Raw genomic sequence first — 26224 nt, 5'->3', positions numbered from 1 at the left:
CCGCATATTGGGAACGGGTGTTGCATTCCTGTGAATACACGCTCAGAAGCCTCACCGAGCAGCCCGTTGACATGCTTCGCCGGGGCCGCCGGCCGAGGGCGGGGATCGATAGGCCGGCGGCCCATCCGCGCCGGAGCCGTCATCCTGCGCGGGGCTGCTTCCAGTGGACAGCACCGGGGCGCGCGCCGGGAGCGCACGCGTGACACCGGCGTGTGTGCTCGGTTCACACGGGGCGCGTGCGGGGCGTGTGTGCTGATGGCCGCGCGGGTGCGGGACGGTCACGCGGCGGCGGGCGTGTCATGGCGTGCGCGGGGGAGCGCACGCCAGTGGTTTGCCGCCCCCGGAACGGGGGTTCACCACCCCCGCGCGCGCCACTCCGGCAGATGCGGCCGCTCCGTGCCCAGCGTGGTGTCGTTGCCGTGGCCCGGGTATACCCACGTCTCGTCCGGCAGCGCCTCGAAGATCTTCGTCTCTAAGTCGTGGAGGAGGCTGGCGAACGCGACTGGGTCCTTGCGGGTGTTGCCCACACCACCCGGGAAGAGACAGTCCCCCGTGAACACATGCGGATGCCCGTGCGGGTCGTCGTAGACGATCGCGATCGAGCCCGGAGTGTGTCCCACGAGGTGGCGTGCGGTGAGTTCCACCCGCCCCACCCGGATCGTGTCGCCGTCCTGGACCGGGACATCGGTCGGCACCGGGATGCCTTCGGCGTCGTCCCGGCCCGCGTACGTGCGTGCGCCCGTCGCCGCCACGACCTCCGCGAGCGCCTGCCAGTGGTCGCCGTGCTGATGGGTGGTGACGACGGACGCGATGCCGTCGTCACCGATCAGCGTGAGCAGGGTCGAGGCGTCGTTGGCCGCGTCGATCAGGAGCTGCTCGCCGGTGGTCCGGCAGCGCAGCAGATAGGCGTTGTTGTTCATCGCGCCCACCGCGACCTTGGAGATCATCAGGTCCTTCAACTCGTGCACATCGGCAGGGCCGCCGACCGTCACCGCTCCGCTGTACGTCATGGCGGCAGCCTAATTCCTTGCCGAGGGCTCCAGTGCGGCGGAGGGCGTTTCCGGACTGTTCGAGCGCAGGACCGTGATGCCTACAGCGGCGGGAGAACGGGGAGCGGGCCGCCGTCGGTGGTCAGCGCAGCACCGTCACGGCGTCCGGCGAACCAGCCGAGCAGGTCAGCCGGGCGGCCGGTGACGGTGATCGGCTTCCCCTCGCGACGGCCGGAAGTGATCAGGCGGGCGTCGTCCTCCTCGACCAGGAACGCGGGTACGTCGGGGTGGCCCCGAAAACGTTCCGCTAGGAAGTCGATCTCGCGCCGGATGAACTCCTCGGGAAGGTCCTCCAGCTCGTATCCGGTCCCCAGATCCACATGGTGCAGCTCGACCTCGGCCCACCGCCGGAACGGCACCCGGGACGCGGAGTCCGTGACCCCGTTGCGCAGCTCCACCGTGCGGGACCAGTCCGCGGGTGCGGCCCCGGTCTCCTGGAAGCGTGCCGCGCTCTCCCGCACATCTGTGAGCTGCACGTTCAGCGGGCGCGGGGCGTCTCGCTCGATGTCGGAGTCCCGGGCTTCCCCGGAGGCGTACATGGGGCGTCCGACGAGGACGTTCACCAGTGCGTCCGCGTTGCGGGCGATGTGGGCGAGGACATGTCCGCGGCTCCAGCCGGGAAGCCGTGTCGGCTCGGCCACAGAAGCGTTGTCCAGTTTGGCGGCTGCGGTGAGCAGCCGTTCGGTTGCGTCACGTACAGACGCCAGGTCACGCACATGATCGTTCATGGGGTCGACGATAGCTCCGCCACACGTTCGGGTGAAGGCAGTTGACCAGCACCTCAAATCGAATGCACGTGCTATAGGCTCGGGCGCGGCGTCGGGCATGCTGGATGGCCCGGGATTGTTGTGAACCAGGGAAACCGACCCGGCGCTGTCAGTGGCTCCCCCTACTCTGAAAACGACGGGGGCCTCGCCCCTGTCACTTCTCTCAAGAAAGGTGCGGACCGGCGTGGCCGACCGTCTCATCGTCCGTGGAGCGCGCGAGCACAATCTGAAGAATGTCTCGCTCGACCTCCCGCGCGACTCGCTCATCGTCTTCACGGGCCTGTCGGGGTCGGGCAAGTCCTCCCTCGCCTTCGACACGATCTTCGCCGAGGGGCAGCGCCGGTATGTCGAGTCGCTGTCCTCGTATGCCCGGCAGTTCCTCGGGCAGATGGACAAGCCGGATGTGGACTTCATCGAGGGCCTCTCCCCGGCGGTCTCCATCGACCAGAAGTCGACCTCGCGCAACCCGCGCTCGACGGTCGGCACCATCACCGAGGTCTACGACTACCTGCGCCTGCTCTTCGCGCGCATCGGCAAGCCGCACTGTCCCGAGTGCGGCCGCCCCATCACGCGCCAGTCGCCGCAGGCCATCGTCGACAAGGTCCTGAAGCTGCCGGAGGGGAGCCGCTTCCAGGTCCTGTCGCCGCTGGTGCGCGAGCGCAAGGGCGAGTTCGTCGACCTCTTCGCCGATCTCCAGACCAAGGGGTACAGCCGGGCCCGGGTCGACGGGGAGACGATCCAGCTCACCGAGCCGCCCACGCTGAAGAAGCAGGAGAAGCACACCATCGAGGTGGTCATCGACCGCCTCACGGTGAAGGACGGTGCCAAGCGCCGCCTGACCGACTCCGTGGAGACCGCCCTCGGACTGTCCGGGGGCATGGTCGTACTCGACTTCGTCGACCTCCCCGCCGACGATCCCGAGCGCGAGCGCATGTACTCGGAGCACCTGTACTGCCCGTACGACGACCTGTCCTTCGAGGAGCTGGAGCCGCGCTCCTTCTCCTTCAACTCGCCCTTCGGCGCCTGCCCCGAGTGCACCGGTATCGGTACGCGCATGGAGGTCGACGCCGAGCTGATCGTCCCGGACGAGGACAAGTCCCTGGACGAGGGCGCCATCCACCCGTGGTCGCACGGGCACACCAAGGACTACTTCGGCCGCCTGGTCGGCGCTCTCGCCGACGCGTTGGGATTCCGGACCGACATCCCCTTCGCCGGTCTTCCGCAGCGCGCCAAGAAGGCCCTGCTCTACGGCCACAAGACGCAGATCGAGGTCCGCTACCGCAACCGGTACGGGCGCGAGCGTGTGTACACCACCGCGTTCGAAGGGGCCGTCCCCTTCGTGAAGCGGCGGCACAGCGAGGCCGAGAGCGACGCGAGCCGCGAGCGCTTCGAGGGCTATATGCGCGAGGTGCCCTGCCCCACCTGCGAGGGCACGCGCCTCAAGCCCCTCGTTCTCGCGGTCACAGTCATGGAGAAGTCCATCGCCGAGGTCGCTGCGATGTCCATCAGCGACTGCGCGGACTTCCTGGGCGAGCTGAGGCTCAACGCGCGCGACAAGCAGATCGCCGAGCGCGTGCTCAAGGAGGTCAACGAACGGCTGCGCTTCCTGGTCGACGTCGGCCTCGACTACCTCTCGCTGAACAGGGCGGCCGGCACCCTCTCCGGCGGTGAGGCCCAGCGCATCCGGCTGGCCACCCAGATCGGCTCCGGACTCGTAGGCGTCCTGTACGTCCTCGACGAGCCCTCCATCGGCCTGCACCAGCGCGACAACCACCGTCTGATCGAGACCCTGGTCAGGCTCCGCGACATGGGCAACACGCTCATCGTCGTCGAGCACGACGAGGACACCATCAAGGTCGCCGACTGGGTCGTCGACATCGGCCCCGGCGCGGGCGAGCACGGCGGCAAGGTCGTACACAGCGGTTCCCTGAAGGACCTGCTGGACAACCCCGACTCGATCACCGGGCAGTACCTGTCGGGCAAGAGGTCGATCCCTCTTCCGGACATCCGGCGCCCCGCCGACCCGAGCCGCAGGCTCACCGTGCACGGCGCCCGGGAGAACAACCTCCAGGACATCGACGTCTCCTTCCCCCTCGGTGTCCTCACGGCCGTCACCGGTGTGTCGGGCTCCGGCAAGTCGACACTGGTCAACGACATCCTGTACACGCACCTGGCCCGCGAGCTCAACGGTGCGCGGAACGTTCCCGGGCGGCACACGCGCGTGGACGGCGACGACCTCGTCGACAAGGTCGTGCACGTCGACCAGTCGCCCATCGGCCGCACCCCCCGGTCCAACCCGGCGACGTACACCGGAGTCTTCGACCACGTCCGCAGGCTGTTCGCCGAGACGACCGAGGCGAAGGTGCGGGGCTATCTGCCGGGCCGCTTCTCCTTCAACGTCAAGGGCGGCCGCTGCGAGAACTGCTCCGGCGACGGCACCATCAAGATCGAGATGAACTTCCTGCCGGACGTGTACGTCCCCTGCGAGGTCTGCCACGGGGCGCGCTACAACCGGGAGACCCTGGAGGTCCACTACAAGGGCAAGTCCATCTCCGAGGTCCTCGACATGCCGATCGAGGAGGCGCTCGGCTTCTTCGAGGCCGTCCCCGCGATCGCCCGCCACCTCAGGACGCTCCACGACGTCGGCCTCGGCTACGTCCGTCTCGGCCAGTCGGCGCCGACGCTCTCCGGCGGTGAGGCACAGCGCGTGAAGCTGGCCTCCGAACTCCAGAAGCGGTCGACGGGCCGCACGGTCTACGTGCTCGACGAGCCGACCACCGGCCTGCACTTCGAGGACATCAGCAAGCTCATCACGGTGCTCTCCGGCCTGGTCGACAAGGGCAACACGGTCATCGTCATCGAGCACAACCTCGACGTCATCAAGACCGCGGACTGGGTCGTCGACATGGGCCCCGAAGGTGGCAACGGCGGCGGACTCGTGATCGCCGAGGGCACACCCGAGGAGGTCGCAGGTGTTCCGGCCAGCCACACCGGCAAGTTCCTGCGCGAGGTCCTCGGGGCCGACCGGATCAGCGACGGAGCCGCGGTGAAGGCCCCTCGCAAGGCGGCAGCCAAGAAGACGGTGGCGGCCAAGTCCGCCCCGAAGAAGGCAGCCACCAAGGCGGTCAACAGCACGGCGGTGGACAGCCCTTCGGCCAAGAAGGCAGCCGCGGCCACGAAGACGACGGCCGCGAAGTCAGCCGCCGAACCGAAGACGCCGGCCACGAAGAAGACAACCCCCGCGAAGAAGACCACGCGGGCCGCCAAGGCCTGACAAGTCACCAAAAAAGCGGCGTCCCACGGAACTCTCCGTGGGGCGCCGTCCGTTGCACAGTCAGCCGCCCTGTCCCTGCGGTTCGACGAACTGCATGTCCAGCTGAATCTTGACAACATCACTGAGAAGTCCGGCCCCGAAATCCAGACCGTAGTCGCTGCGCCGGATCTCGCCCGTCGCCTCGAACCCCGCGTGCCTGCGACCGTCGAGGGGGGAATCCACCACCCCGCCGAACTCGACAGCCAGCGTCGTCGGACGCGTCACGTCCCCGATGGTCAAGTCCCCTTCCATCGACCACATCTCGTCGTCGGCGAACACCCGAGTCGATCGGAACGTCATGGTCGGACGCTTCACGACGTCGAGCAGGTCGGCCGCTCGGGCGTGCGTGTCGCGGTCGGCGTTCCCGGTGTCAATAGAGGCAAGAGCGATCTCGGCGCTCACCCGCACGTCGTCGGCCGTCTCACCGACGTACAGTCCGGCCGTCCATTCACCGAACCGACCGCGCACCTTGGCGATCCCGAGGCTGCGAATGGTGAAGTTGACGGCCGAATGGAGGGGGTCGAGCTCCCAGTCGCCCGATACGAGCGGCAGTGAAGTGGCTTGCGTAGCCGTGGAGTTGTCGTAGGTCATGGCTCCACCCTGGGGTGGCCGGCGAGCGGGAGGGAGGCCGGGCTGATGGTGGTAGTGCCAGGGCCACGATCCGGTGACGCGCGCGTTGTACGTTCTATCGGTGAGCGACAACGAGCTGGGTACCTTCCTGCGCGCACGCCGTGAAGCGATCACGCCCGACGAGGTCGGGCTGCCGACCGGTCCACGCCGTCGTACCCCGGGGCTGCGCCGCGCCGAACTGGCCACACTCGCCGGCATCAGCGTCGAGTACCTCACCCGGCTCGAACAGGGCCGCGACCACAACCCGTCGCCGCAGGTACTGGGTGTACTCGCCGACGCGCTGCGGCTGCCGGTGACGGAACGGGTCCTGCTGCGCCGGCTCGTCAAAGAGGCAAGCCCCGGCGCCGTGTTCTGCTCGGCGGCGGTGGAACCCACACGTACGGTGCGCCCGACCGTGCGGGCGATGCTGGACCGGCTGGAACCCGCACCCGCCGTGCTGGTCAACTGGATCGGCGACATCCTCGCGTACACCACCGGCTATCGACGGCTCGCCGGACCGCTCGGAGTGCTCGACGGCAAACAGCCCAACATCCTCAGGTACGTGTTCACCGACGAGCGCGCCCGCGCCGCCTACGCCGACTGGGACCGGGTGGCCGACGAACAGGTCGCGCACCTCAGGGACGAGGCGTCGCTCCAGGACCCGTATGTCGCGGCCATGGCCGACGAGTTGACGGTCACCGCGGGAGCCTCCTTCGCCGACCGGCTCGCCGCCCTACCCGCCCTGCCCCGGCGGGCCGGGACCGACCTGCTCACCCACCCGGAGGCCGGCCCGCTGCTCCTGGCGTACGAAACGCTCGCCCTGCCGGACGACGGCCTCCGCATGGTCGTACACCTGCCCGCCGACGACCCCACGGCCGCCGCGCTGGACCGGCTCAACGGTCGGCAGCCGGGGGCGCTGCGGGTCGTCAGCGGCTGAGTGGCCGGACGTCGAAGAGCGCCGGGTCTCAGGGAGTCCTCCGGCCTCAGGGAGTCCTCCGGCCTCAGGGAGCGTCGAGTTCGGACGCGTACGGCGGTTCCGCGCCCGCTCGTGAGCAGGTGATCGCCGCCGCGCGGGCCGCGAAGCGCAGCAGGTCGGTCCAGCCCGCGGGACCGAGTTCCGCCAAGGCCGCCGGGGACAGGGCGTCGCGGGCGGCCAGGCCGTGCAGGAGGGCCGCGTTCACCGTGTCGCCGGCGCCGATGGTGTCCACGACCTCGACCGCTTCGCCGGGTACTGGGTGCACCGAACCGTCGCGGGTGAACGCCGTCAGACCGTCGCCGCCGTGCGTGATCACCACGGCCGCCGGCCCGGACGCCAGCCACTCGCGGGGGGTGCCCCCGAGCCACAGAGCGTCCTCCTCGGAGAGCTTGAGGAGTGACACCGACGGGAGCCAGCTCTTGAAGCGGGCCCGGTAGGCGTCGGCGTCCGGGATCAGTCCGGCGCGGATGTTCGGGTCGAGGGTGGTGAACACGCCCTGCGCGGCCGCGCTGCGCATCAGCTCCTCGTAGGCGGTGGCGCCCGGTTCCAGGACGAGCGAGCAGGTACCGAAGGACACCGCCCTTGTCGCGTCCGGGAGTTGGGCCGGGGCCGTGAAGAGTCGATCGGCCGTGCCTTCGACGTAGAAGGAGTACGAGGCCGAGCCGTCCGCGTCGATCGAGGCGACGGCCAGGGTCGTCGGCTCCGCTCCGCGCTGCACGGACGACACATCGACGCCCGCCCCGCGAAGCCCGTCCAGGAGCGCTTCGCCGAAGGCGTCGTGCGAGACCCGGGAGCAGAAGGCGGTGGGGGAGCCGAGGCGGCCCAGCGCCACCGCGGTGTTGTAGGGCCCGCCGCCGAGCGCCGGTTGCAGGCCGACGAGCGCGCCCGCGCCCTGCGGCACCAGATCGATCAGGGCCTCACCGGCGACGACGATCACGACACGGGTCCTTTCTCGGGGTTCTCAGGGTTCTCGGGGATCTCAGGACGCCCGGAAGCCGCGTAGCTCCAGGGCCTCCCGGACGTCTCCGGGCAGCCGCACGAGGTGCGGTGGACGAGGGTGGCGGGCAGCCGGACGGTACGGCCCGGACGGCTGGGCGATGCCAGCCGTTCCAGGAGCAGTTGGAGGGCCTGGGCGCCGATCTCCTTACTGGGCTGGGAGATCGCGGTCAGCCGGGGTGTGAACAGATCCGCCCAGGAGAAGTCGTCGAAGCAGCACAGGGCCATGTCGGCCGGCACGGACAGGCCTCGCTCGCGCAGGGCTCGCAGCGCGCCGATCGTCATGGCGTTGTTGCCGGTGACCAGCGCGGTGGGCGGTGCAGCGAGGGACAGCAGCGCGCCGGTGGTGCGCTCGGCGGCGCCGGACTGGGAATCGCCGTGCGCCACGAGCCGCTCGTCGTAGGGGAGTCCGGCGTTCGCCAGGCCGTGCCGGTAGCCGGTGATCCGCTCGGTCGTGGTGCTGAGTCCGGGCAGGCCCGCGACCAGTCCGATGCGTTTGTGGCCCAGCTCTGCCAGGTGGGTGACCAACTGCGCCATGGGCTCGGCGTTCTCGGCGCAGACCTGGTCGAAGTGGAAGGAGGCGGAGTACGCGGCGCCGGAGGAGCCGTCGGAGAGGGTGCGGGAGGAGCCGCCGGAGAGGACGCCGGAGGAGCTCTCGGAGAGGCCGTCGGAGCGGGCGTCGGCGGGCCTGTCGACCAGCCGGTCCAGGAACACGGTCGGTACGTCGTGTTTTGCGAGGTAGCCCAGCAGTTCGCCCGGGTCCGCCGAGGGCGCGATGATCATGCCGTCGACCCGGCGTTCGTGCAGCAGTTGGACGACCTTGCGCTCGTGTACGGGGTCGTCGTGCGGATCGGCGATGAGCAGGCCGTAGCCGTGCTCCAGGGCTCCGGCCTCGACGCCTTGGAGGATTTCCGTGAAGTACGGGTTGCTGATCGCCGACACCGCGAGGCCGACCGACCGCGTGCGTGAGGTGACCAGCGAACGGGCGAGGCCGTTGGGCGTGTATCCGAGCGCGTCCATCGCGTCGAGCACCGCCTGGCGGGTGGCCGGCCGCACGGGGCGCGTGTCGTTCAGTACATGCGAGACGGTCGCGATGGACACACCCGCGCGCTGGGCCACATCGACCATCGTCGTCATTGCGCTCCTGTCCCCGAACTCGACCTTCGCAGGGGGAAGGTATCCCATCCGGCGGAAGACGTAAACGCTTACGTAAGCGTTTACGTCACCGTGCGCCCCGCTCGCGCTCCGCGCGCCTGCCTGCCGGGTGGCCCGGGGAAAGAGCGCCTACCCCCAGGCCCACTCGATCCCCAGGATCCCCGACCGCACCCGTGGCTCGACCAGGTGGACCGAGCGGTGGTGACCGCTCAAAGAGAGCTCCTGGCGGCCACTGCGCGGCGCCGCCGCCGAGTGCTGCGTGAACCGGTGGCAGTGCACGGGCAAGGTCTCCCCGGTGAAGCGCACCTGGAGGGCGTACTGCCCGCCCGCGAAGCTGAATCCGCGTACGTACTCGCTGGACGCCCCGGCCGTGCCGTCGTCGAAGCCGTAGCGGAAGAGATATGTGTCGCCGGCGCGCAGTCGCGTGTCGAAGAGCAGCTCGGCCACGAGGACCCCGGTCTCCTGGTGCCAACGCACCCGCCCCGTACGGCAGTTCTCCAGGGCGCGCACCGCCATCCGCTCCGGAGCGCACCCCGGGTCGCCGTGGTGGATGGCCATATAGCGATCCACGCCCTCTTTGTGGGCGCGCACGATGTGGTGCGACTCGCGGCCCAACAGCTCGCGCTGGGCGCCGATCCGTACGCATTCGTGGTGGCCGAGGGTGTGCAGCCCGCTTTCGAGGGGCGAGTCCAACTCGTCCAGGAGCCGCTCCAGGACGCCGGAGGCCTCCATGAGAGCGCGGTACGAATGGCCCGAGGAGCGGTCCGGCGTGGCCTGCTCCTCGGCCTTCGCGAGCAGCCGGATCAGTGACTCGTCCGGGAGTTGGAGGATCTCCTCCAGGGCGCGGACGGCGCGCAGCGACTCTGGCCGCTGCGGGCGCCGGGCGCCCTGCTGCCAGTAACTCAGGCTGGTCACCCCGACCTTGACCCCGTACCGCGACAGGTGGTGCTGTACCCGCTGCAGGGGCAGCCCGCGGGCGGCGATCGCGGCGCGCAGTGCGATGTGGAAGGGCCCGCCGCGCAGGGCCGTCTCCAGTTCCGCCGTGGCGAGGTCCGCGTGCTGTGTGCCGTGCCGCATGCAGGGGGCCTTTCTGTGAATGCTCACAACGGCTGGTCAGGCCGCTCGTGCCGGTGGGCGGGGCCGCCGTGGCGGAGCGCGGGGTCTGTTCACGCGCGCGTGTCGCCGTTCGCGGCCTCAAGTTCCACCGCATTGAAGCGTGTTGGCCAAGCCGCGACAACACCTGATGCGCAACGTGCCCCAGCAGTCGCCTGAACCCCTGCCGACCCTTGTGTCCCGGTAGTCTCCTAATCCTCACGCCTCAGCAGCTCCCGTATCGCCCCCGCCGAAAGGGACGATTTGTGGAGGAAGCCGCGGGCCGGGCTGGCGGCGACGAGTTCCTGGAAGTCCTCCAGGGAGTGCGTGGAGATCAGGATCACGACGGCCGGGTCGTGCGCGAGCTGCCGCGCCAGGTCGAAGCCGCTCTCGCCGTCGAGGTCGAGATCGACCAGGACGACGTCCGGGGACAGGTCGTGGACCCGCGCGACGGCCTCCGCGCCCGTCGAGGCGACACCGACGACCTGCACCCCGTCACGCTCCAGCAGGGCGCGCGCGGCCTCCAGGAACCGGGCGCTGTCGTCGACGAGGAGACAGCGCATGGACATGCTGAAAGCTTCCCAACGGCTTGTCCGGTGCGCCTTGCAGCTAGCCGGAAAGAGGTGAAGTCCTTTGACCCGAAAGGGAGATTCGTGCTCACGGAGAGCGGCGGTGAGTCACGCGCGGTAGTTTGACGATGCCCTGGGGCGGCCGTGTTCTCTCGCTCGGACAGGGGGCTCGATGAATGTTGCTCCAACGGGGGAACCGCCGGCGGACATGTGACCGCCCGGGGCGTACACGGAGGGGGTCCAATAGGGGGGGCCTTGGACTCGGTGACGTGTGTACGCGCCGGGCGGTCGGTCTCGGACGGAGAGGCAGCCGTCCGGGTCTAGGGGGCAGACACAAGGTCCGTTAGGGGACACCTGGCCTGTCTCGGTGCCTCTATCGGCAGGCGGCGCCGCTTCGTGTCGCGCGCCGCAGACCCTTGGCACGCACGATGTCGGGGTCCCGCGGGTCGAGGGCATCGCGGAAGGAGCCCGCTTCGTCTTCGTAGCGGCGGACACGGACCGGCCGCCGTCGTTTGTCGATCCGTGTCCGCCGCATATCCCGCTGCCCTTCGACCGCTTGACCCGCCGCCCCTCGCCCGGGACGGCCGGTCCCTTGCATCTGCACTGGTTCGAGCATGGCTCCGCGAGGTCCGCGTGTCGTCACGGCCAGCCCCCAATTCCGTTTCCGGCTAGCCGTAACCACCCTGGTTCCGGCAGGCTGTTGGAGGGCGCACCGTGCCGCAGGGGCCGGGCCAGGGGAAGCCGGGACCATGGACGCCAATCAGCAGCTCCCGCGGGGACGGGTCGTCCTCGCCGATGACGACGTCCTGCTCCGGGAGGGGCTCGCGAGTCTCTGCGAGCGTGTCGGCTATCAGGTGGCCGGACAGGCCGGTGACGCCGCACAGCTCCTGGAACTCGTCGCCGACGAACGCCCGGACCTGGCGATCGTCGACATAAGGATGCCGCCCCATCACTCGACCGAGGGCCTCAAGGCGGCCCGCACGATCCGTGAGCGTCACCCGGCCACCGGCATCCTGGTCCTTTCGGCCTATGTCGAGGTCGAGGACGCCCTGGAACTGCTGGCCGGCGGCCACAAGGTCGGATACCTCCTGAAGAGCCGGGTCACGGTTGTGGACGAGTTCCTCGAATCGCTCGACCGGATCCGCCGGGGCGGCTCGGTCGTCGACCCCTCTCTGGTGCGCGAGCTGTTCTCGGCCCAGCGGCGCGACGACCCGCTCTCCTTCCTCAGCAGCCGCGAGCGGGAGGTCCTCGCACTCATGGCCGAGGGCCGCTCGAACGCGGGCATCGGCCGCCGGCTGTGGGTCACCGAGGGGACGGTCGAAAAACACGTCCGCAGCATCCTGGGCAAACTGCACCTCCCGGAGGCCTCCGACGACCACCGCCGGGTGCTGGCCGTGCTGACGTTCCTGGAATCGCGCTGAGACTCCCTCTCCCTACGTCGTGTCCCCCACGATCTGTCCACAGGCGGAGCCGGGAGGACGACGCGGTGTCACCCCCCGCCAGTAGGGTGTGAGACATGGCCGACCCCTCCAGCTACCGCCCCAAGCCGGGCCAGATCCCGGACTCTCCCGGGGTGTACAAATTCCGCGACGAGCACCGCCGGGTGATCTACGTCGGGAAGGCGAAAAGTCTGCGCCAGCGCCTCGCCAACTACTTCCAGGACCTGGCGAGCCTCCACCCGCGCACCCGCACCATGGTCACCACGGCCGCGTCGGTGGAGTGGACGGTCGTGTCCACGGAGGTCGAGGCGCTTCAGCTGGAGTACTCCTGGATCAAGGAGTTCGACCCCCGGTTCAACGTCAAGTACCGCGACGACAAGAGCTATCCGTACCTCGCGGTGACCATGAACGAGGAGTACCCGCGCGTGCAGGTGATGCGCGGCCACAAACGCAAGGGCGTGCGCTACTTCGGCCCCTACGGCCACGCCTGGGCGATCCGCGACACCGTGGACCTGCTGCTGCGCGTCTTCCCTGTGCGCACCTGCTCCGCCGGCGTCTTCAAGAACGCCGTCCGCACCGGCCGCCCCTGCCTCCTCGGCTACATCGGCAAGTGCTCCGCCCCCTGCGTCGGCCGCGTCTCCGCCGACGAACACCGTGATCTGGCCGAGGAGTTCTGCGACTTCATGGCCGGGCGTACGGGGACGTACATCCGCCGTCTCGAACAGCAGATGACGGACGCGGCCGACGAGATGGAGTACGAGCGGGCGGCCCGGCTGCGTGACGACGTCGAGGCGCTCAAGAAGGCCATGGAGAAGAGCGCGGTCGTGCTCGCCGACGCGACCGACGCCGACCTGGTCGCCGTCGCGGAGGACGAGCTGGAGGCGGCCGTGCAGATCTTCCACGTGCGCGGCGGACGCGTGCGCGGCCAGCGCGGCTGGGTCACGGACAAGGTGGAGGCCGTCACCACCGGTGATCTCGTCGAACACGCGATCCAGCAGCTCTACGGCGAGGAGACGGGCGACTCCGTCCCCAAGGAAGTACTCGTCCCGGCACTCCCCGACCCGGCGGAGCCCGTCCAGGAGTGGCTGACCGAGCGCCGCGGGTCGAACGTCTCGCTGCGTATCCCACAGCGCGGCGACAAGAAAGCGCTCATGGAGACGGTGCGCCGCAACGCACAGCAGTCCCTCGTCCTGCACAAGACCAAGCGCGCCTCCGACCTGACCACCCGCTCACGCGCCTTGGAGGAGATCGCCGAGGCCCTCGACCTGGACAGCGCGCCGCTGCGGATCGAGTGCTACGACATCTCCCACCTCCAGGGCGACGACGTCGTGGCGTCGATGGTCGTCTTCGAGGACGGACTCCAGCGCAAGAGCGAGTACCGGCGCTTCCAGATCAAGGGCCGTGTCGGAGACACACAGGTCTGGCACGGCGAAGGGCAGGACGACGTCCGGTCCATGCACGAGGTGATCGCCCGCCGCTTCAAGCGCTACATCGCGGAGAAGGAGAAGACGGGGGAGTGGGCGGACGGCGAGGCTCCGCTCACCGAGGACGACGGGCGCCCCAAGCGCTTCGCGTACCCCCCGCAGCTCGTCGTCGTCGACGGCGGGCAGCCACAGGTCGCGGCCGCCAAGAAGGCTCTCGACGAGCTGGGCATCGACGACATCGCCGTATGCGGCCTCGCCAAGCGGCTGGAAGAGGTGTGGCTGCCGGGCGAGGACGACCCGGTGGTCCTGCCCCGCACCAGCGAAGGCCTGTATCTGCTCCAGCGGGTCCGTGACGAGGCGCACCGCTTCGCGATCACCTATCAGCGCGCCAAGCGGGCCAAACGCTTCAGGTCGGGCCCGCTCGACGATGTGCCGGGTCTCGGCGAGGCGCGCAAGCAGGCGCTGATCAAACACTTCGGTTCGGTGAAGAAGCTCCGATCCGCGACAATCGACCAGATCTGCGAGGTTCCCGGCATAGGCCGTAAAACGGCCGAGACGATCGCCGTGGCCCTGGCCCAGGCGGCCCCGGCCGCCCCCGCCGTGAACATGGCGACTGGAGAGATCATGGAAGACGAGGAATACGGGGCGCCCGAAACGACGGCGGGATCCCCGGAGGAGCCCGTACCCGCGGGCGCCTCGGACAAGCGACGGGGGCAGGAGACATGAGCGAGAACGAACGCCAGGAACACGAACCGCTGACCGGTGCCGGTCAAGAACACCAGCCGCAGACCGGCGACGGTCCGGAGCGGCAGGCGCAGCCCGACGGCGGTCAGGAACAAGAGACACAGCCCGACGGCACTACGAGCGCCCCTGACAGCGCACAGGAGAGTACGACGATGGAGACGGTCGCGGTGCCCGAAGCCGCCATCCCCGAGCTGGTCATCATCTCTGGGATGTCCGGTGCCGGACGGTCGACGGCGGCCAAGTGTCTGGAGGACCTCGGCTGGTTCGTCGTCGACAACCTGCCGCCCGCGCTGATCCCCACCATGGTGGAGCTCGGCGCCCGCTCCCAGGGCAATGTGGCGAGAATCGCGGTCGTCGTCGACGTACGCGGCCGCCGCTTCTTCGACAACCTCCGCGAGTCACTCGCCGACCTGGCGTCCAAGAACGTCACCCGGCGGATCGTCTTCCTGGAGTCCTCGGACGAGGCCCTGGTGCGCCGCTTCGAGTCGGTACGCCGCCCGCACCCCCTCCAGGGGGACGGCCGCATCGTCGACGGCATCGACGCCGAGCGCGAACTGCTGCGCGAGCTGCGCGGTGACGCCGACCTGGTGATCGACACCTCCAGCCTGAACGTGCACGAGCTGCGCGCCAAGATGGACGCCCAGTTCGCGGGCGAGGAGGAGCCCGAGCTGCGGGCCACCGTCATGTCCTTCGGCTTCAAGTACGGCCTTCCGGTCGACGCCGACCTGGTGGTGGACATGCGCTTCCTGCCCAACCCGCACTGGGTTCCGGAGCTGCGCCCCTTCAACGGCCTCAACGAGGAGGTCTCGGCGTACGTCTTCAACCAGCCCGGCGCCAAGGAGTTCATCGACCGCTATGCCGAGCTGCTCCAGCTCATCGCGGCCGGATACCGCCGTGAGGGCAAGCGGTACGTGACCATCGCGGTCGGCTGCACGGGCGGCAAGCACCGTTCGGTCGCCACCGCCGAGAAGCTCGCCGCCCGCCTCGTCTCGCAGGGCGTGGAGACCGTGGTCGTGCACCGGGACATGGGCCGCGAGTGACCGGACGTGCCGCTCTGCGGCTGAGCAGGCTGCGCCGGGTGGCCGCCGAGGGCCAGGGCGGCAAGCCCGTCGTGGCGCGCGGTGGCAAGCCGCGTCGCCGTGGCGCCCAGCCCAAGGTCGTCGCCCTGGGCGGCGGCATGGGCCTGTCCGCCTCGCTCGCCGCGCTGCGCCGGATCACCGGCGACCTCACGGCCGTCGTCACCGTGGCCGACGACGGCGGCTCCAGCGGGCGCCTGCGCGACGAGCTGGGCGTGCTCCCGCCCGGCGACCTGCGCAAGGCCCTGGCCGCGCTCTGCGGCGACGACGACTGGGGACAGACCTGGGCCCGGGTCATCCAGCACCGCTTCCAGTCCAAGGGCGACCTGCACGAGCACGCGGTGGGCAATCTGCTGATCGTCGCCCTGTGGGAGCAGCTCGGCGACCATGTCCAGGCCCTTGACCTGGTCGGCAGACTGCTGGGCGCGCACGGCCGGGTGCTGCCCATGTCCGCCGTACCCCTGGAGCTCCAGGCCCTGGTCAAGGGGCACGACCCGGACCGGCCCGACGACGTCGACACCGTGCGCGGCCAGGCCACCGTGGCACTCACCCCCGGCGAGGTGCAGTCCGTGCACGTCGTGCCGCACGACCCGCCGGCGGTCCCCGAGGCCGTCGCGGCGGTGCTGGACGCGGACTGGGTGGTGCTCGGTCCCGGCTCCTGGTTCTCCTCGGTGATCCCGCACCTGCTCGTGCCCGAACTGCTCGACGCGCTCATCCAGACGAAGGCCCGCCGGGTACTCTCCCTGAACCTCGCGCCGCAGCCCGGAGAAACCGATGGCTTCTCACCGCAGCGTCATTTGGAGGTTTTGGGACGACACGCCCCTAAACTCGCCCTGGACGTGGTGCTGGCCGACGAGGCCGCCGTGCCCGACCGCGACTTGCTCACCGATGCCGCCAAGCGGCTCGGCGCCGCGGTCGAGCTGGCGCCGGTGGCCAGGACCGACGGTAGCCCGAGGCACGACCCGGAGCTGTTGGCCGCCGCGTACGACCGTATTTTTCGGATGCATGGAAGGATCGGCCCATGGCGATGACGGCAGCGGTGAAGGATGAGATTTCCCGGCTCCCCGTCACCCGGACCTGCTGCAGAAAGGCGGAGGTCTCCGCCATTCTGCGGTTCGCCGGCGGCCTCCACCTGGTGAGCGGCCGGATTGTGATCGAGGCGGAGCTGGACACCGCGATGGCGGCGCGCCGGCTGAAGCGGGACATTCTGGAGATCTTCGGCCACAGCTCCGAACTGATCGTGATGGCACCAGGCGGTCTGCGCCGCGGCTCCCGCTATGTCGTGCGGGTCGTCGCGGGCGGCGACCAGCTGGCCCGGCAGACGGGGCTCGTCGACGGCAGGGGCCGCCCGATCCGCGGGCTGCCCCCGCAGGTGGTCTCGGGGGCCACCTGTGACGCGGAGGCCGCCTGGCGCGGGGCGTTCCTGGCGCACGGCTCACTCACCGAGCCGGGCCGCTCGTCCTCGCTGGAGGTGACCTGCCCCGGCCCCGAGGCGGCGCTCGCCCTGGTCGGCGCGGCGCGCAGGCTCCAGATCGCGAGCAAGGCCCGCGAGGTCCGTGGCGTGGACCGCGTGGTCGTACGGGACGGCGACGCGATCGGGGCGCTGCTCACCCGCCTCGGCGCCCATGAGTCGGTGCTGGCCTGGGAGGAGCGGCGGATGCGCCGCGAGGTCCGCGCCACGGCGAACAGGCTCGCGAACTTCGACGACGCCAACCTGCGCCGCTCGGCCCGCGCGGCCGTCGCCGCCGGGGCCCGGGTGCAGCGAGCGCTGGAGATCCTCGCCGACGAGGTGCCCGAGCACCTCGCGGCCGCCGGCCGGCTGCGCATGGACCACAAGCAGGCCTCCCTGGAGGAACTGGGCGCGCTCGCCGACCCGCCGCTGACCAAGGACGCCGTGGCCGGCCGTATCCGCCGTCTGCTGGCGATGGCCGACAAGCGGGCCCAGGACCTCGGCATCCCCGGGACGGAGTCGAACCTCACCGAGGAGATGGCGGACAACATGGCCGTCTGAGTCTCAGTCTGAGACTCAGTCCGAGTCCGAGTCCGAGTCCGTACGGACGACCCATCCGTCTCGGCCCGCACGGACATCCGAGCGGTCCGGATCCGGGGGACAGACCGGCGTTCTGACACCCCCCGCGGACAACTGGGCTGCCTGAGCCCCTCGTTCACGTCTGACGCCGCTGGTGCCGAGTTCGGCACCAGCGGCGTTTGCCGGTCCTTGATGCCGTCTTGACATGATCATGGAGCGTGACCAGCCTGGCGTCTGCGCACAGATGTGCCGGACAAATGCAAGGGGGGCTCATGAGACGAAGAGCGAGATCGATCCTCGCCGTAGCTGCACTCATGCTGGGCGGGGCGAGTCTGGCGCCCATCGCTCAGGCGGAGGGCGGCCGTTCGGCCGACCCGGGTGCGGACGCCGTAAAGGTGTTCCACGCCGATGTCACACAGCAGCAGGTACCCCTGCTGCTGGCGGCCGGTCAGGACGCCCACGAACTCGGCGAGCAGGTCCCGGCGAAGGGCACCGCCCAGGTCGAGGTCTACCTCACCGACAAGCAGGCGGGCCAGCTGGAGGACAAGGGCGTCGACCTCACCGAGTACAAGATCTCGGCGAAGGCGGAGGCGCGCGTCGAGGCTGCCGCGGACGGTGTGTACCGCCCGTACAGCGGAGCGGGAAATATCCAGGAGGAGATCGTCAAGACCGGTCAGGCGAACCCTGACCTCACCAAGGTCGTCTCCATCGGAAAGACCCTCCAGGGGCAGGACATCCTGGCGCTCAAGCTGACCAAGGGCGCCAAGAAGACCAAGGACGGCGCCAAGCCGGCCGTGCTGTACCTGTCCAACCAGCACGCCCGTGAGTGGATCACGCCCGAGATGACGCGGCGTCTGATGCACTACTACCTGGACAACTACTCGACGGACAAGCGTATAAAGAAGATCGTCGACACGACCGAGCTGTGGTTCGTCATCTCGGCCAACCCCGACGGCTACGACTTCACGTTCGACGCGGCCGGTGACCGCCAGTGGCGCAAGAACCTGCGTGACGTGAACGGCGACGGCGTCATCACCACCGGCGACGGCGTCGACCTCAACCGCAACTTCGCCTACAAGTGGGGTTACGACAACGAGGGTTCGTCCCCCAACCCCACCAGTGAGACCTACCGCGGCGCGAGCCCCGGCTCCGAGCCCGAGACCCAGGCACTCGACGCCTTCGAGAAGCGCATCGGCTTCACGTACGGCATCAACTACCACTCCGCGGCCGAGCTGATCCTCTACGGGGTCGGCTGGCAGGTGGCGACCCCGAGCCCGGACGACGTGCTGTACGAGTCCCTTGCCGGTACGCCCGAGAACCCCGCGATCCCGGGTTACCGCCCGCAGGTCTCCTCCGAGCTCTACACGACGAACGGTGAGGCCGACGGCCACGCCTCCAACGTCAACGGCCTGGCGATGTACACGCCCGAGATGTCGACCTGCCAGACCGCGTCGAACCTCGACCCGAACGACGCCTGGAACGCGGCGGACTGCGCCTCGGTCTTCACCTTCCCGGACGACGAGAAGCTGATCCAGCAGGAGTTCGCGAAGAACATCCCGTTCGCGCTCTCCGTCGCCGAGACCGCTGCCCACCCCGACCAGCCGTCCTCCTCGCTCGGCCTCAAGGCGGCCGACTTCACGCCCGCCGCCTTCCCGACCTCGTACTCGCGCGGCGCGGACCAGGAGGTCTCCGTCGTCGTACGGAAGTCCGTGCGCGACAAGGAGCTCAAGTACCGCGTCAACGGCGGCCGTACGTGGGACCAGGCGCTCAAGCCCTGGGAAGGCGGCGAGACCTACGGAGGCGAGGACAACCTCTACTTCGACGAGTACCGCGCCCTCGTCCAGGACGGCGAGCCGGGTGACAAGGTGGAGGTCTGGTTCACCGGAGAGACGAAGGCCGGAAAGCCCACCTCCAGCGAGCACTTCACCTACACCATCGCCGAACGGCCGCGCGCCGACACCCTCGTCGTCGCCGAGGAGACCACCGCCGCCGCGCAGACCCAGACGTACGTCGACGCGCTCAAGGCCAACGGCCGCAAGCCCCTCGTCTGGGACGTCGCCACGCAGGGCGCACCCGATGCGCTCGGAGTGCTCGGCCACTTCGGCACGGTCGTCCACTACACCGGCGCCGACCGCCCCGGCTACACCACCCAGCTCCAGCTCCGCGCCTACCTCAACGAGGGCGGCAAGCTGATCGAGGCGGGCGAGCAGGCGGGCGGCAGCGTCGCTCTGCCGGGCGCCCTGACGAACGACTTCAGCCAGTACTACCTGGGCGCCTACTCCCGTACGAGCACACCCGGCGCCACCGCCTTCACCGGCTCCGGAGCGCTTGCCGGCACCACCGGAGCACTCGCCGGCGCGCCCGGCAACCCGCTCAACGCTGCCGGGTCGTACAGCGTCACCTCGGACAACCTGCCCGCCACCACGTACCCCCAGTTCACGAGCGCGGGAGCAGGACAGTACCCGGGGACCGTCAATCCGTACGGCCCCTACGAAGGCGTGTCCATGGCGGCCGTCACCCACTCCGACTACGCCTGGAACCGTCTCACCCGCACCATCGACCTCACCGGAGTGACCGCGGCCCAGGCGCCCACGCTGCGCACCCAGCTCCTGTGGGACACCGAGGAGGCCTACGACCACGCCGTGCTCGAAGCCCACACGGTGGGGGCGGAGGACTGGACGACGCTCCCCGACAAGGGCGGCGCCACCAGCACGGCCGTACCCGTCGAGTGCGAGGCCGGGTACTTCATCAAGGCGCACCCCGCCCTCAAGCGTTATCTGACGCTGGGCTCGACCGCCTGCACGCCGACCGGCACCAGCGGGTCCTGGAACAGCTTCACCGGAGCCTCCGACGGATGGCAGCAGGTCGAATTCGACCTGTCCGCGTACGCCGGCAAGACGGTCGAGGTGTCGCTGAGCTACATCACCGACCCGGGCTCCGGCGGCCACGGCGTCCTCGCCGACAACGCCACCGTCGTCATCGGCGGCACGGCCGGCCCGGTCGAGGGCTTCGAGACCTCGCTCGGCGCCTGGAGCGTCCCCGGACCGCCCGCGGGCAGCCCCGCGGTCATCAAGGACTGGGGGCTCTCCGGTGAGCTCTTCAAGACGTACGGAGCGGTCACCACGGACGACACCGTGCTGCTGGGCTTCGGCCTGGAGCACGTCACCGCGGCGGCCGACCGCACGGCCCTCATCGGGAAGGCTCTCGCGGCACTGCGTGGCTGACCCCGCGTGACAGTCGCGTGAACACGGAGGGCGGTCCGTACCCCTACTGACGGGTACGGACCGCCCTGCCGTCTATGGGGCATCTCGATGTCACCCCCGGCGCCTCAGGGAGGTAGGGTCGTAGGCGGTCGGGGACATCCCATACAACTCGCCGGCATCTGAGCCGGCGTACCAACGAGGAGATCGGTTCGTGACGATCCGCGTAGGCATCAACGGCTTTGGCCGCATCGGTCGTAACTACTTCCGCGCGCTGCTGAAGCAGGGTGCTGACATCGAGATCGTGGCTGTCAACGACCTTGGTGACACCGCGACCACCGCTCATCTTCTGAAGTACGACACCATCCTGGGCCGCCTCCAGGCCGAGGTGTCGCACACAGCCGACACGATCACCGTCGACGGCCACACCATCAAGGTGCTGTCGGAGCGCAACCCCTCCGACATCCCGTGGGGTGAGCTGGGCGTCGACATCGTCATCGAGTCGACCGGCATCTTCACCAAGAAGGCCGACGCCGAGAAGCACATCGCGGGCGGCGCCAAGAAGGTCCTCATCTCGGCTCCGGCCAAGGACGAGGACATCACCATCGTGATGGGCGTCAACCAGGACAAGTACGACGCGGCCAACCACCACGTCATCTCCAACGCCTCCTGCACCACCAACTGTGTGGCGCCGATGGCCAAGGTTCTCGACGAGAACTTCGGCATCGTCAAGGGCCTGATGACGACGGTGCACGCGTACACGAACGACCAGCGGATCCTGGACTTCCCGCACTCGGACCTGCGCCGCGCCCGCGCCGCCGCCGAGAACATCATCCCGACCACGACGGGTGCCGCCAAGGCCACCGCCCTGGTCCTCCCGCAGCTCAAGGGCAAGCTCGACGGCATCGCGATGCGCGTCCCGGTCCCGACCGGTTCCGCCACCGACCTCGTCGTGACGCTGCAGCGCGAGGTCACCAAGGACGAGGTCAACGCCGCGTTCAAGAAGGCCGCCGACGACGGCGACCTCAAGGGCTACCTGTCCTACACCGAGGACCCGATCGTCTCCTCGGACATCGTCGGCGACCAGGCCTCCTGCACCTTCGACTCCCTCCTGACCATGGTCCAGGAGGGCAACACGGTGAAGATCCTCGGCTGGTACGACAACGAGTGGGGCTACTCCAACCGCCTCGTCGACCTCACGGTCTTCGTCGGCGGCCAGCTCTAAGTCCCAGAGCAGGCAACTCGATGTGAGTCAGGGCTCGGGCAGCGCACGCCGCGCTGCCCGAGCCCTGTGCTACGTAGTGATCGATCAGCCCTCTCGGATCTGAAGAGCCCTCCCTAGGAGTCCCTTTATGAAGACGATCGACGAACTTCTCGCCGAAGGCGTGGACGGCAAGCGGGTCTTCGTCCGCGCCGACCTGAACGTGCCGCTGGCCGACGGCCTCATCACCGACGACGGCCGCATCCGCGCCGTCCTGCCGACCGTCAAGGCCCTCGCGGACGCGGGCGCCAAGGTGGTCGTCGCCTCGCACCTGGGCCGCCCCAAGGGCGCCCCGGACCCGGCGTTCTCCCTGCTGCAGCCCGCCGAGCGGCTCGCCGAACTCCTCGGCGCGCCGGTCGCGTTCGCCCAGGACACCGTCGGCCCCGCCGCGCACGACGCGGTGAACGGCCTGCAGCCGGGCCAGGTCGCGGTCATCGAGAACCTGCGCTTCAACGCCGGCGAGACCTCCAAGGACGACGTCGAGCGCGGCGAGTTCGCCGACCAGCTCGCGGCCCTGGCGGACATCTACGTGGGCGACGGTTTCGGTGCGGTGCACCGCAAGCACGCCTCCGTGTACGACCTCCCGGCGCGCCTTCCGCACTACGCGGGCTACCTCATCGCCACCGAGGTCGGCGTCCTGAAGAAGCTCACCGAGGACGTCAAGCGCCCCTACGTGGTCGCGCTCGGCGGCTCCAAGGTCTCCGACAAGCTCGCCGTCATCGACCAGCTCCTCGGCAAGGCCGACCGCATCCTCATCGGCGGCGGAATGGCCTTCACCTTCCTCAAGGCCAAGGGCTACGAGATCGGCGCCTCCCTGGTCCAGGACGACCAGCTGCCCGCCGTCACCGAGTACGTCGAGCGCGCCGAGAAGAACGGCGTCGAACTGCTCGTCCCCGTCGACGTCGTGGTCGCGCCCGGGTTCCCGGACCTGAAGACCAAGGCCCCGTCCAACCCCACCACCGTCGCCGCGGACGCCATCCCGGCCGACCGGATGGGTCTCGACATCGGTCCCGAGACCGGTGCCCTGTACGCCTCGAAGCTCGCCGACGCGGCCACCATTTTCTGGAACGGTCCCATGGGCGTCTTCGAGCACCCCGACTACGCCGAGGGCACCAAGGCGGTCGCCCAGGCCCTTCTCGACTCCCCGGCCTTCACGGTCGTCGGCGGTGGCGACTCCGCCGCGGCCGTCCGCATCCTGGGCTTCGACGAGACGGCATTCGGCCACATCTCGACCGGCGGCGGCGCCTCCCTCGAATACCTCGAGGGCAAGACGCTCCCCGGCCTCGCCGCACTGGAGGACTGACCTACATGGCTCCATCTATTTCCTCTGGGCGCACGCCGCTGATGGCGGGCAACTGGAAGATGAACCTCAACCACCTCGAGGCCATCGCCCACGTCCAGAAACTCGCCTTCGCCCTCGCGGACAAGGACTACGAGGCCGTCGAGGTCGCCGTCCTGCCGCCCTTCACCGACCTGCGCTCCGTGCAGACCCTCGTCGACGGCGACAAGCTGAAGATCAAGTACGGCGCCCAGGACATCTCGGCGCACGACTCCGGTGCCTACACCGGTGAGATCTCCGGCCCGATACTGGCCAAGCTGAAGTGCACGTATGTGGCGATCGGCCACTCCGAGCGCCGCCAGTACCACAACGAGACCGACGAACTCGTCAACGCCAAGGTCAAGGCCGCCTACAAGCACGGCCTCACCCCGATCCTGTGCGTCGGCGAGGAGCTGGACGTCCGCGAGGCCGGCGAGCACGTCGCGCACACGCTCAGCCAGGTCGAGGGCGGCCTCAAGGACCTCCCCGCCGAGCAGGCCGAGACCATCGTGATCGCGTACGAGCCCGTCTGGGCCATCGGCACCGGCAAGGTCTGCGGCTCCGACGACGCCCAGGAGGTCTGCGCGGCGATCCGCGGCAAGCTCGCCGAGCTGTACTCGCAGGAAGTGGCCGACGCCGTCCGCATCCAGTACGGCGGCTCGGTGAAGTCCGGGAACGTCGCGGAGATCATGGCGAAGCCCGACATCGACGGTGCGCTGGTCGGCGGTGCCTCGCTGGACGCCGAGGAGTTCGTGAAGATCGTCCGTTTCCGGGACCAGTGAGACGCGTACTCGCGGCCGCGAGTATGCCGTAGCGACGATCCGTCGTACCCTTGCGGGGGCCAGGTGGGCAGCCACCCGGCCCCCGTCGTCCGTCCAGATCCGAGGAAGTTGGTCCAGCCGTGGTTATGGGGTTCTCGATCGCCCTGATCGTCTTCAGCGGGCTGTTGATGCTGCTGGTGCTGATGCACAAGGGCAAGGGCGGCGGCCTCTCCGACATGTTCGGTGGCGGCATGCAGTCGTCCGTCGGTGGCTCCTCGGTCGCCGAGCGCAACCTTGACCGCATCACCGTGGTGATCGGTCTGCTGTGGTTCGCGTGCATCGTCACGCTCGGCATCCTGATGAAGGTCAACAACTGACCGACGGCCGACTTTGGCCGACGCACATCGGTACAACTGCACATTACGCACGCACTTTGCGCACGTAAGGCCCCATGTTCGGTACGCGACGTAAATCGCGACCTATCATGGGGCTTGCGTCTAGGGGCGGGGGTGTAACTCCAATCACTGGACGCGCGTTGGGCCTTACGTAGACTGAGGCGCTCGCAGCGAAGCGTCACGCCGACTCGCTTCGCGGCACCATTACGCAGGGAGTTACGACCGTGGCAAGTGGCAACGCGATCCGAGGAAGCCGGGTCGGGGCGGGGCCGATGGGCGAGGCCGAGCGTGGCGAGTCCGCGCCGCGGCTGCGCATCTCCTTCTGGTGCTCCAACGGGCACGAGACGGTTCCCAGCTTCGCCAGCGACGCGCAGGTTCCCGAGACCTGGGACTGCCCGCGCTGCGGCTTTCCCGCCGGACAGGACCGGGACAACCCGCCGGCCCCGCCGCGCACCGAGCCGTACAAGACGCACCTCGCGTACGTACGGGAGCGGCGCAGCGACGCGGACGGCGAGGCGATCCTCGCCGAGGCGCTCGCCAAACTGCGGGGCGAGATCTAGCTGACCGACAACCGGCCGGGTACCAATGGGTGCCTGGCCGGAGCTGTTTCCTTCGCATCCGGGCCGACATGGCTCGCCTGCGCCCCGGTCACCGGGGCGCAGGCGATTGTCAGTGGTGCCCTCTACGGTTCTTGAAGTGGCGGAACCGAGGGGGGCGTTGTGACGTTGACGGAGCCGGTAGGGGTGCGTGCGCCCGCGTGGCGCGGGGGATTCGGGCGGTTGTGGACCGCGGCTGTGGTGTCGCGATTCGGCGATGCGCTGCGGACCGCGGCGCTGCCGCTGCTCGCCGTGCAGCTCACCGACGATCCCCTCGTCATCGCCTCCGTCACGGCCTGCGGCTATCTGCCCTGGCTCCTCTTCGGCCTGCTCGGCGGGGCGATCGCCGACCGGGTCGACCAGCGCCGCGCGATGTGGACCGTGGATGCCGTACGGGGCACGCTGGTCGCCTGCTTCGCCCTCGCCGTCGGGCTGGGGCACGCCTCGATCGTCCTGCTGATCGTGCTCGCCTTCACCCTGACCACCCTCCAGACGCTCTTCGACAACGCCTCCACGGCCCTGCTGCCGTCCCTGGTGGCCCGTGCCGAGCTGGGCAGCGCCAACGCCCGGCTGATGACCGGGCAGCAGCTTGCCGGCGGCCTGCTGGCCAGTCCCCTCGTGCCACTCCTGTTGGTCGCCGGGGCCGCCATGCCGTTCGCCACCGACGCGGTCACCTATCTGCTGGCCGCCGCGCTGGTGGCCTCCCTGCGGATACGGCTGCCCGAGCAGGAGCCGCGTCCGGCCGGGAGCACCCTGCGCGCCGAGATAGCCGCGGGGCTGCGCTCCCTGTGGCGCGACCGGGTGCTGCGGGCGATGTGCGTGGCCACCCTGCTGTGCAACATCGGCATGGGCGCGCTCATCGCGACCCTCGTCCTGCACGTGACGGGCTGGCTGCACGCGGGGAACGCGGAGTACGCGGCAGTGATGACCGCCTTCTCCGTCGGCAGCCTGGCCGGAGGAGCGCTGGCCCCACGGCTGGCCCGCCGGATCGGGAGGGCCGGCAGCCTGTTCCTGGGCGGATGCATCCAGACGACCGCGCTGCTGCTCATGGGCACCGTCCGCCACCTGGGCGCCCTCGTCGTGGGCATGGCACTGCTCGGAGCGATGAACCTGGTGTGGAACGTCAACCAGGTCACGCTGATGCAGCAGCGCAGCCCGGACGCCATGGTGGGCCGCATCAGCTCCGCGTTCCGTACGGCCTCGACGTCCGGAGCGCCGGTCGGTGCCCTGCTGGGAGGCGCCGTGGCGGGTGCGTACGGGCTGAACGGGCCGGCACTGCTCGCGGCCGCGCTGTTCGCACTCGCCGTCACTTCGCTGATACCTGCGCTCAAGCCGGACGTATCTGTTGTTGAGCCGGACGACGGGACTACGACAGCTCACGTCAAGCCCTGATCAATTAGGTTGGGACCGGCAGCGGGGCCAAGGTACGCAGCAGCACAGGCAGGAAAGAAGGCG

At 69.5% G+C, this 26224-nt stretch carries 21 protein-coding genes; 14 read left to right on the top strand and 7 right to left on the bottom strand.

All coding sequences use genetic code 11. From position 1 onward, the window contains the following. Positions 1-353: 353 nt before the first annotated feature. Positions 354-1010: an MBL fold metallo-hydrolase gene (locus tag ACFVKT_RS30940; protein WP_385737645.1), complete on the bottom strand. Its 657-nt coding sequence runs from the start codon at positions 1008-1010 to the stop codon at positions 354-356. 80 nt (positions 1011-1090) lie between these two features. Then, the gene (locus ACFVKT_RS30935) at positions 1091-1777 is read right to left on the bottom strand and encodes a maleylpyruvate isomerase family mycothiol-dependent enzyme (RefSeq protein WP_385737643.1); all 687 of its coding nucleotides are present in this window, start codon (positions 1775-1777) and stop codon (positions 1091-1093) included. 223 nt (positions 1778-2000) lie between these two features. Between ACFVKT_RS30935 and uvrA the strand changes: the two genes are divergently transcribed. Next, on the top strand, positions 2001-5090 hold the full coding sequence (gene uvrA, locus ACFVKT_RS30930; RefSeq protein WP_385737641.1) for an excinuclease ABC subunit UvrA: 3090 nt from the start codon (positions 2001-2003) through the stop codon (positions 5088-5090). 60 nt (positions 5091-5150) lie between these two features. Here the strand turns inward: uvrA and ACFVKT_RS30925 are convergent, their stop codons facing one another. Continuing rightward, complete coding sequence (locus tag ACFVKT_RS30925) at positions 5151-5720, bottom strand: YceI family protein (protein WP_385737639.1); 570 nt, start codon at positions 5718-5720, stop codon at positions 5151-5153. Between the two features lie 100 nt (positions 5721-5820). Here ACFVKT_RS30925 and ACFVKT_RS30920 point away from each other — a divergent pair, with 100 nt between their 5' ends. Further along, positions 5821-6675, top strand: a complete 855-nt coding sequence (locus ACFVKT_RS30920) for a helix-turn-helix domain-containing protein (protein ID WP_385737637.1) — start codon at positions 5821-5823, stop codon at positions 6673-6675. A 64-nt stretch (positions 6676-6739) separates the two neighbouring features. Here the strand turns inward: ACFVKT_RS30920 and ACFVKT_RS30915 are convergent, their stop codons facing one another. The 4 genes from ACFVKT_RS30915 to ACFVKT_RS30900 form a co-directional block, all read right to left on the bottom strand. Beyond that, positions 6740-7651: a carbohydrate kinase gene (locus ACFVKT_RS30915; RefSeq protein ID WP_385737635.1), complete on the bottom strand. Its 912-nt coding sequence runs from the start codon at positions 7649-7651 to the stop codon at positions 6740-6742. Continuing rightward, positions 7648-8847, bottom strand: coding sequence for a LacI family DNA-binding transcriptional regulator (locus ACFVKT_RS30910; protein WP_385737633.1), 1200 nt, complete (start codon positions 8845-8847; stop codon positions 7648-7650). Before ACFVKT_RS30910 ends, ACFVKT_RS30915 begins: the two co-directional genes overlap by 4 nt. Positions 8848-8994: 147 nt before the next feature. Continuing rightward, entirely contained in the window at positions 8995-9942 is a 948-nt protein-coding gene (locus ACFVKT_RS30905; RefSeq protein ID WP_385737632.1) for a hypothetical protein, read from the bottom strand. A 227-nt stretch (positions 9943-10169) separates the two neighbouring features. Further along, positions 10170-10526, bottom strand: a complete 357-nt coding sequence (locus ACFVKT_RS30900; protein ID WP_385737630.1) for a response regulator — start codon at positions 10524-10526, stop codon at positions 10170-10172. 749 nt (positions 10527-11275) lie between these two features. Here ACFVKT_RS30900 and ACFVKT_RS30895 point away from each other — a divergent pair. The 12 genes from ACFVKT_RS30895 (at position 11276) to ACFVKT_RS30840 (ending at position 26161) form a co-directional block, all read left to right on the top strand. After that, on the top strand, positions 11276-11947 hold the full coding sequence (locus ACFVKT_RS30895; protein WP_385737628.1) for a response regulator: 672 nt from the start codon (positions 11276-11278) through the stop codon (positions 11945-11947). A gap of 95 nt (positions 11948-12042) precedes the next feature. After that, complete coding sequence (gene uvrC / locus ACFVKT_RS30890; RefSeq protein WP_385737626.1) at positions 12043-14115, top strand: excinuclease ABC subunit UvrC; 2073 nt, start codon at positions 12043-12045, stop codon at positions 14113-14115. Beyond that, complete coding sequence (gene rapZ, locus ACFVKT_RS30885; protein WP_385737624.1) at positions 14112-15173, top strand: RNase adapter RapZ; 1062 nt, start codon at positions 14112-14114, stop codon at positions 15171-15173. The genes uvrC and rapZ overlap by 4 nt, the downstream gene beginning before the upstream one ends. Further along, complete coding sequence (gene yvcK, locus ACFVKT_RS30880) at positions 15170-16240, top strand: uridine diphosphate-N-acetylglucosamine-binding protein YvcK (RefSeq protein WP_385737622.1); 1071 nt, start codon at positions 15170-15172, stop codon at positions 16238-16240. Before rapZ ends, yvcK begins: the two co-directional genes overlap by 4 nt. Further along, positions 16231-17220: a DNA-binding protein WhiA gene (gene whiA / locus ACFVKT_RS30875; protein WP_365428073.1), complete on the top strand. Its 990-nt coding sequence runs from the start codon at positions 16231-16233 to the stop codon at positions 17218-17220. The genes yvcK and whiA overlap by 10 nt, the downstream gene beginning before the upstream one ends. A 290-nt stretch (positions 17221-17510) precedes the next feature. Continuing rightward, positions 17511-20462 (top strand): M14 family zinc carboxypeptidase, encoded by a 2952-nt coding sequence (locus tag ACFVKT_RS30870; RefSeq protein WP_385737620.1) that lies wholly within the window; start codon positions 17511-17513, stop codon positions 20460-20462. A 190-nt stretch (positions 20463-20652) separates the two neighbouring features. Next, positions 20653-21663, top strand: a complete 1011-nt coding sequence (gene gap / locus ACFVKT_RS30865; RefSeq protein ID WP_385737618.1) for a type I glyceraldehyde-3-phosphate dehydrogenase — start codon at positions 20653-20655, stop codon at positions 21661-21663. A 127-nt stretch (positions 21664-21790) separates the two neighbouring features. Then, on the top strand, positions 21791-23002 hold the full coding sequence (locus tag ACFVKT_RS30860; RefSeq protein WP_385737616.1) for a phosphoglycerate kinase: 1212 nt from the start codon (positions 21791-21793) through the stop codon (positions 23000-23002). A gap of 41 nt (positions 23003-23043) precedes the next feature. Further along, complete coding sequence (tpiA, locus tag ACFVKT_RS30855) at positions 23044-23799, top strand: triose-phosphate isomerase (RefSeq protein WP_385737883.1); 756 nt, start codon at positions 23044-23046, stop codon at positions 23797-23799. Positions 23800-23924: 125 nt separating this feature from the next. After that, positions 23925-24155 (top strand): preprotein translocase subunit SecG, encoded by a 231-nt coding sequence (gene secG / locus ACFVKT_RS30850; RefSeq protein WP_266465805.1) that lies wholly within the window; start codon positions 23925-23927, stop codon positions 24153-24155. A 242-nt stretch (positions 24156-24397) separates the two neighbouring features. Next, positions 24398-24733, top strand: coding sequence for an RNA polymerase-binding protein RbpA (locus tag ACFVKT_RS30845; protein WP_082412914.1), 336 nt, complete (start codon positions 24398-24400; stop codon positions 24731-24733). A gap of 183 nt (positions 24734-24916) precedes the next feature. After that, positions 24917-26161: an MFS transporter gene (locus ACFVKT_RS30840; protein ID WP_385737614.1), complete on the top strand. Its 1245-nt coding sequence runs from the start codon at positions 24917-24919 to the stop codon at positions 26159-26161. Positions 26162-26224: the final 63 nt, after the last annotated feature.

Source organism: Streptomyces sp. NPDC127595, from assembly GCF_042671685.1.
In the GTDB taxonomy this organism is placed as follows: Bacteria; Actinomycetota; Actinomycetes; order Streptomycetales; family Streptomycetaceae; genus Streptomyces.
Note: the sequence above shows the minus strand (reverse complement) of the source record. Positions and strands in the feature narration are given on the sequence as shown.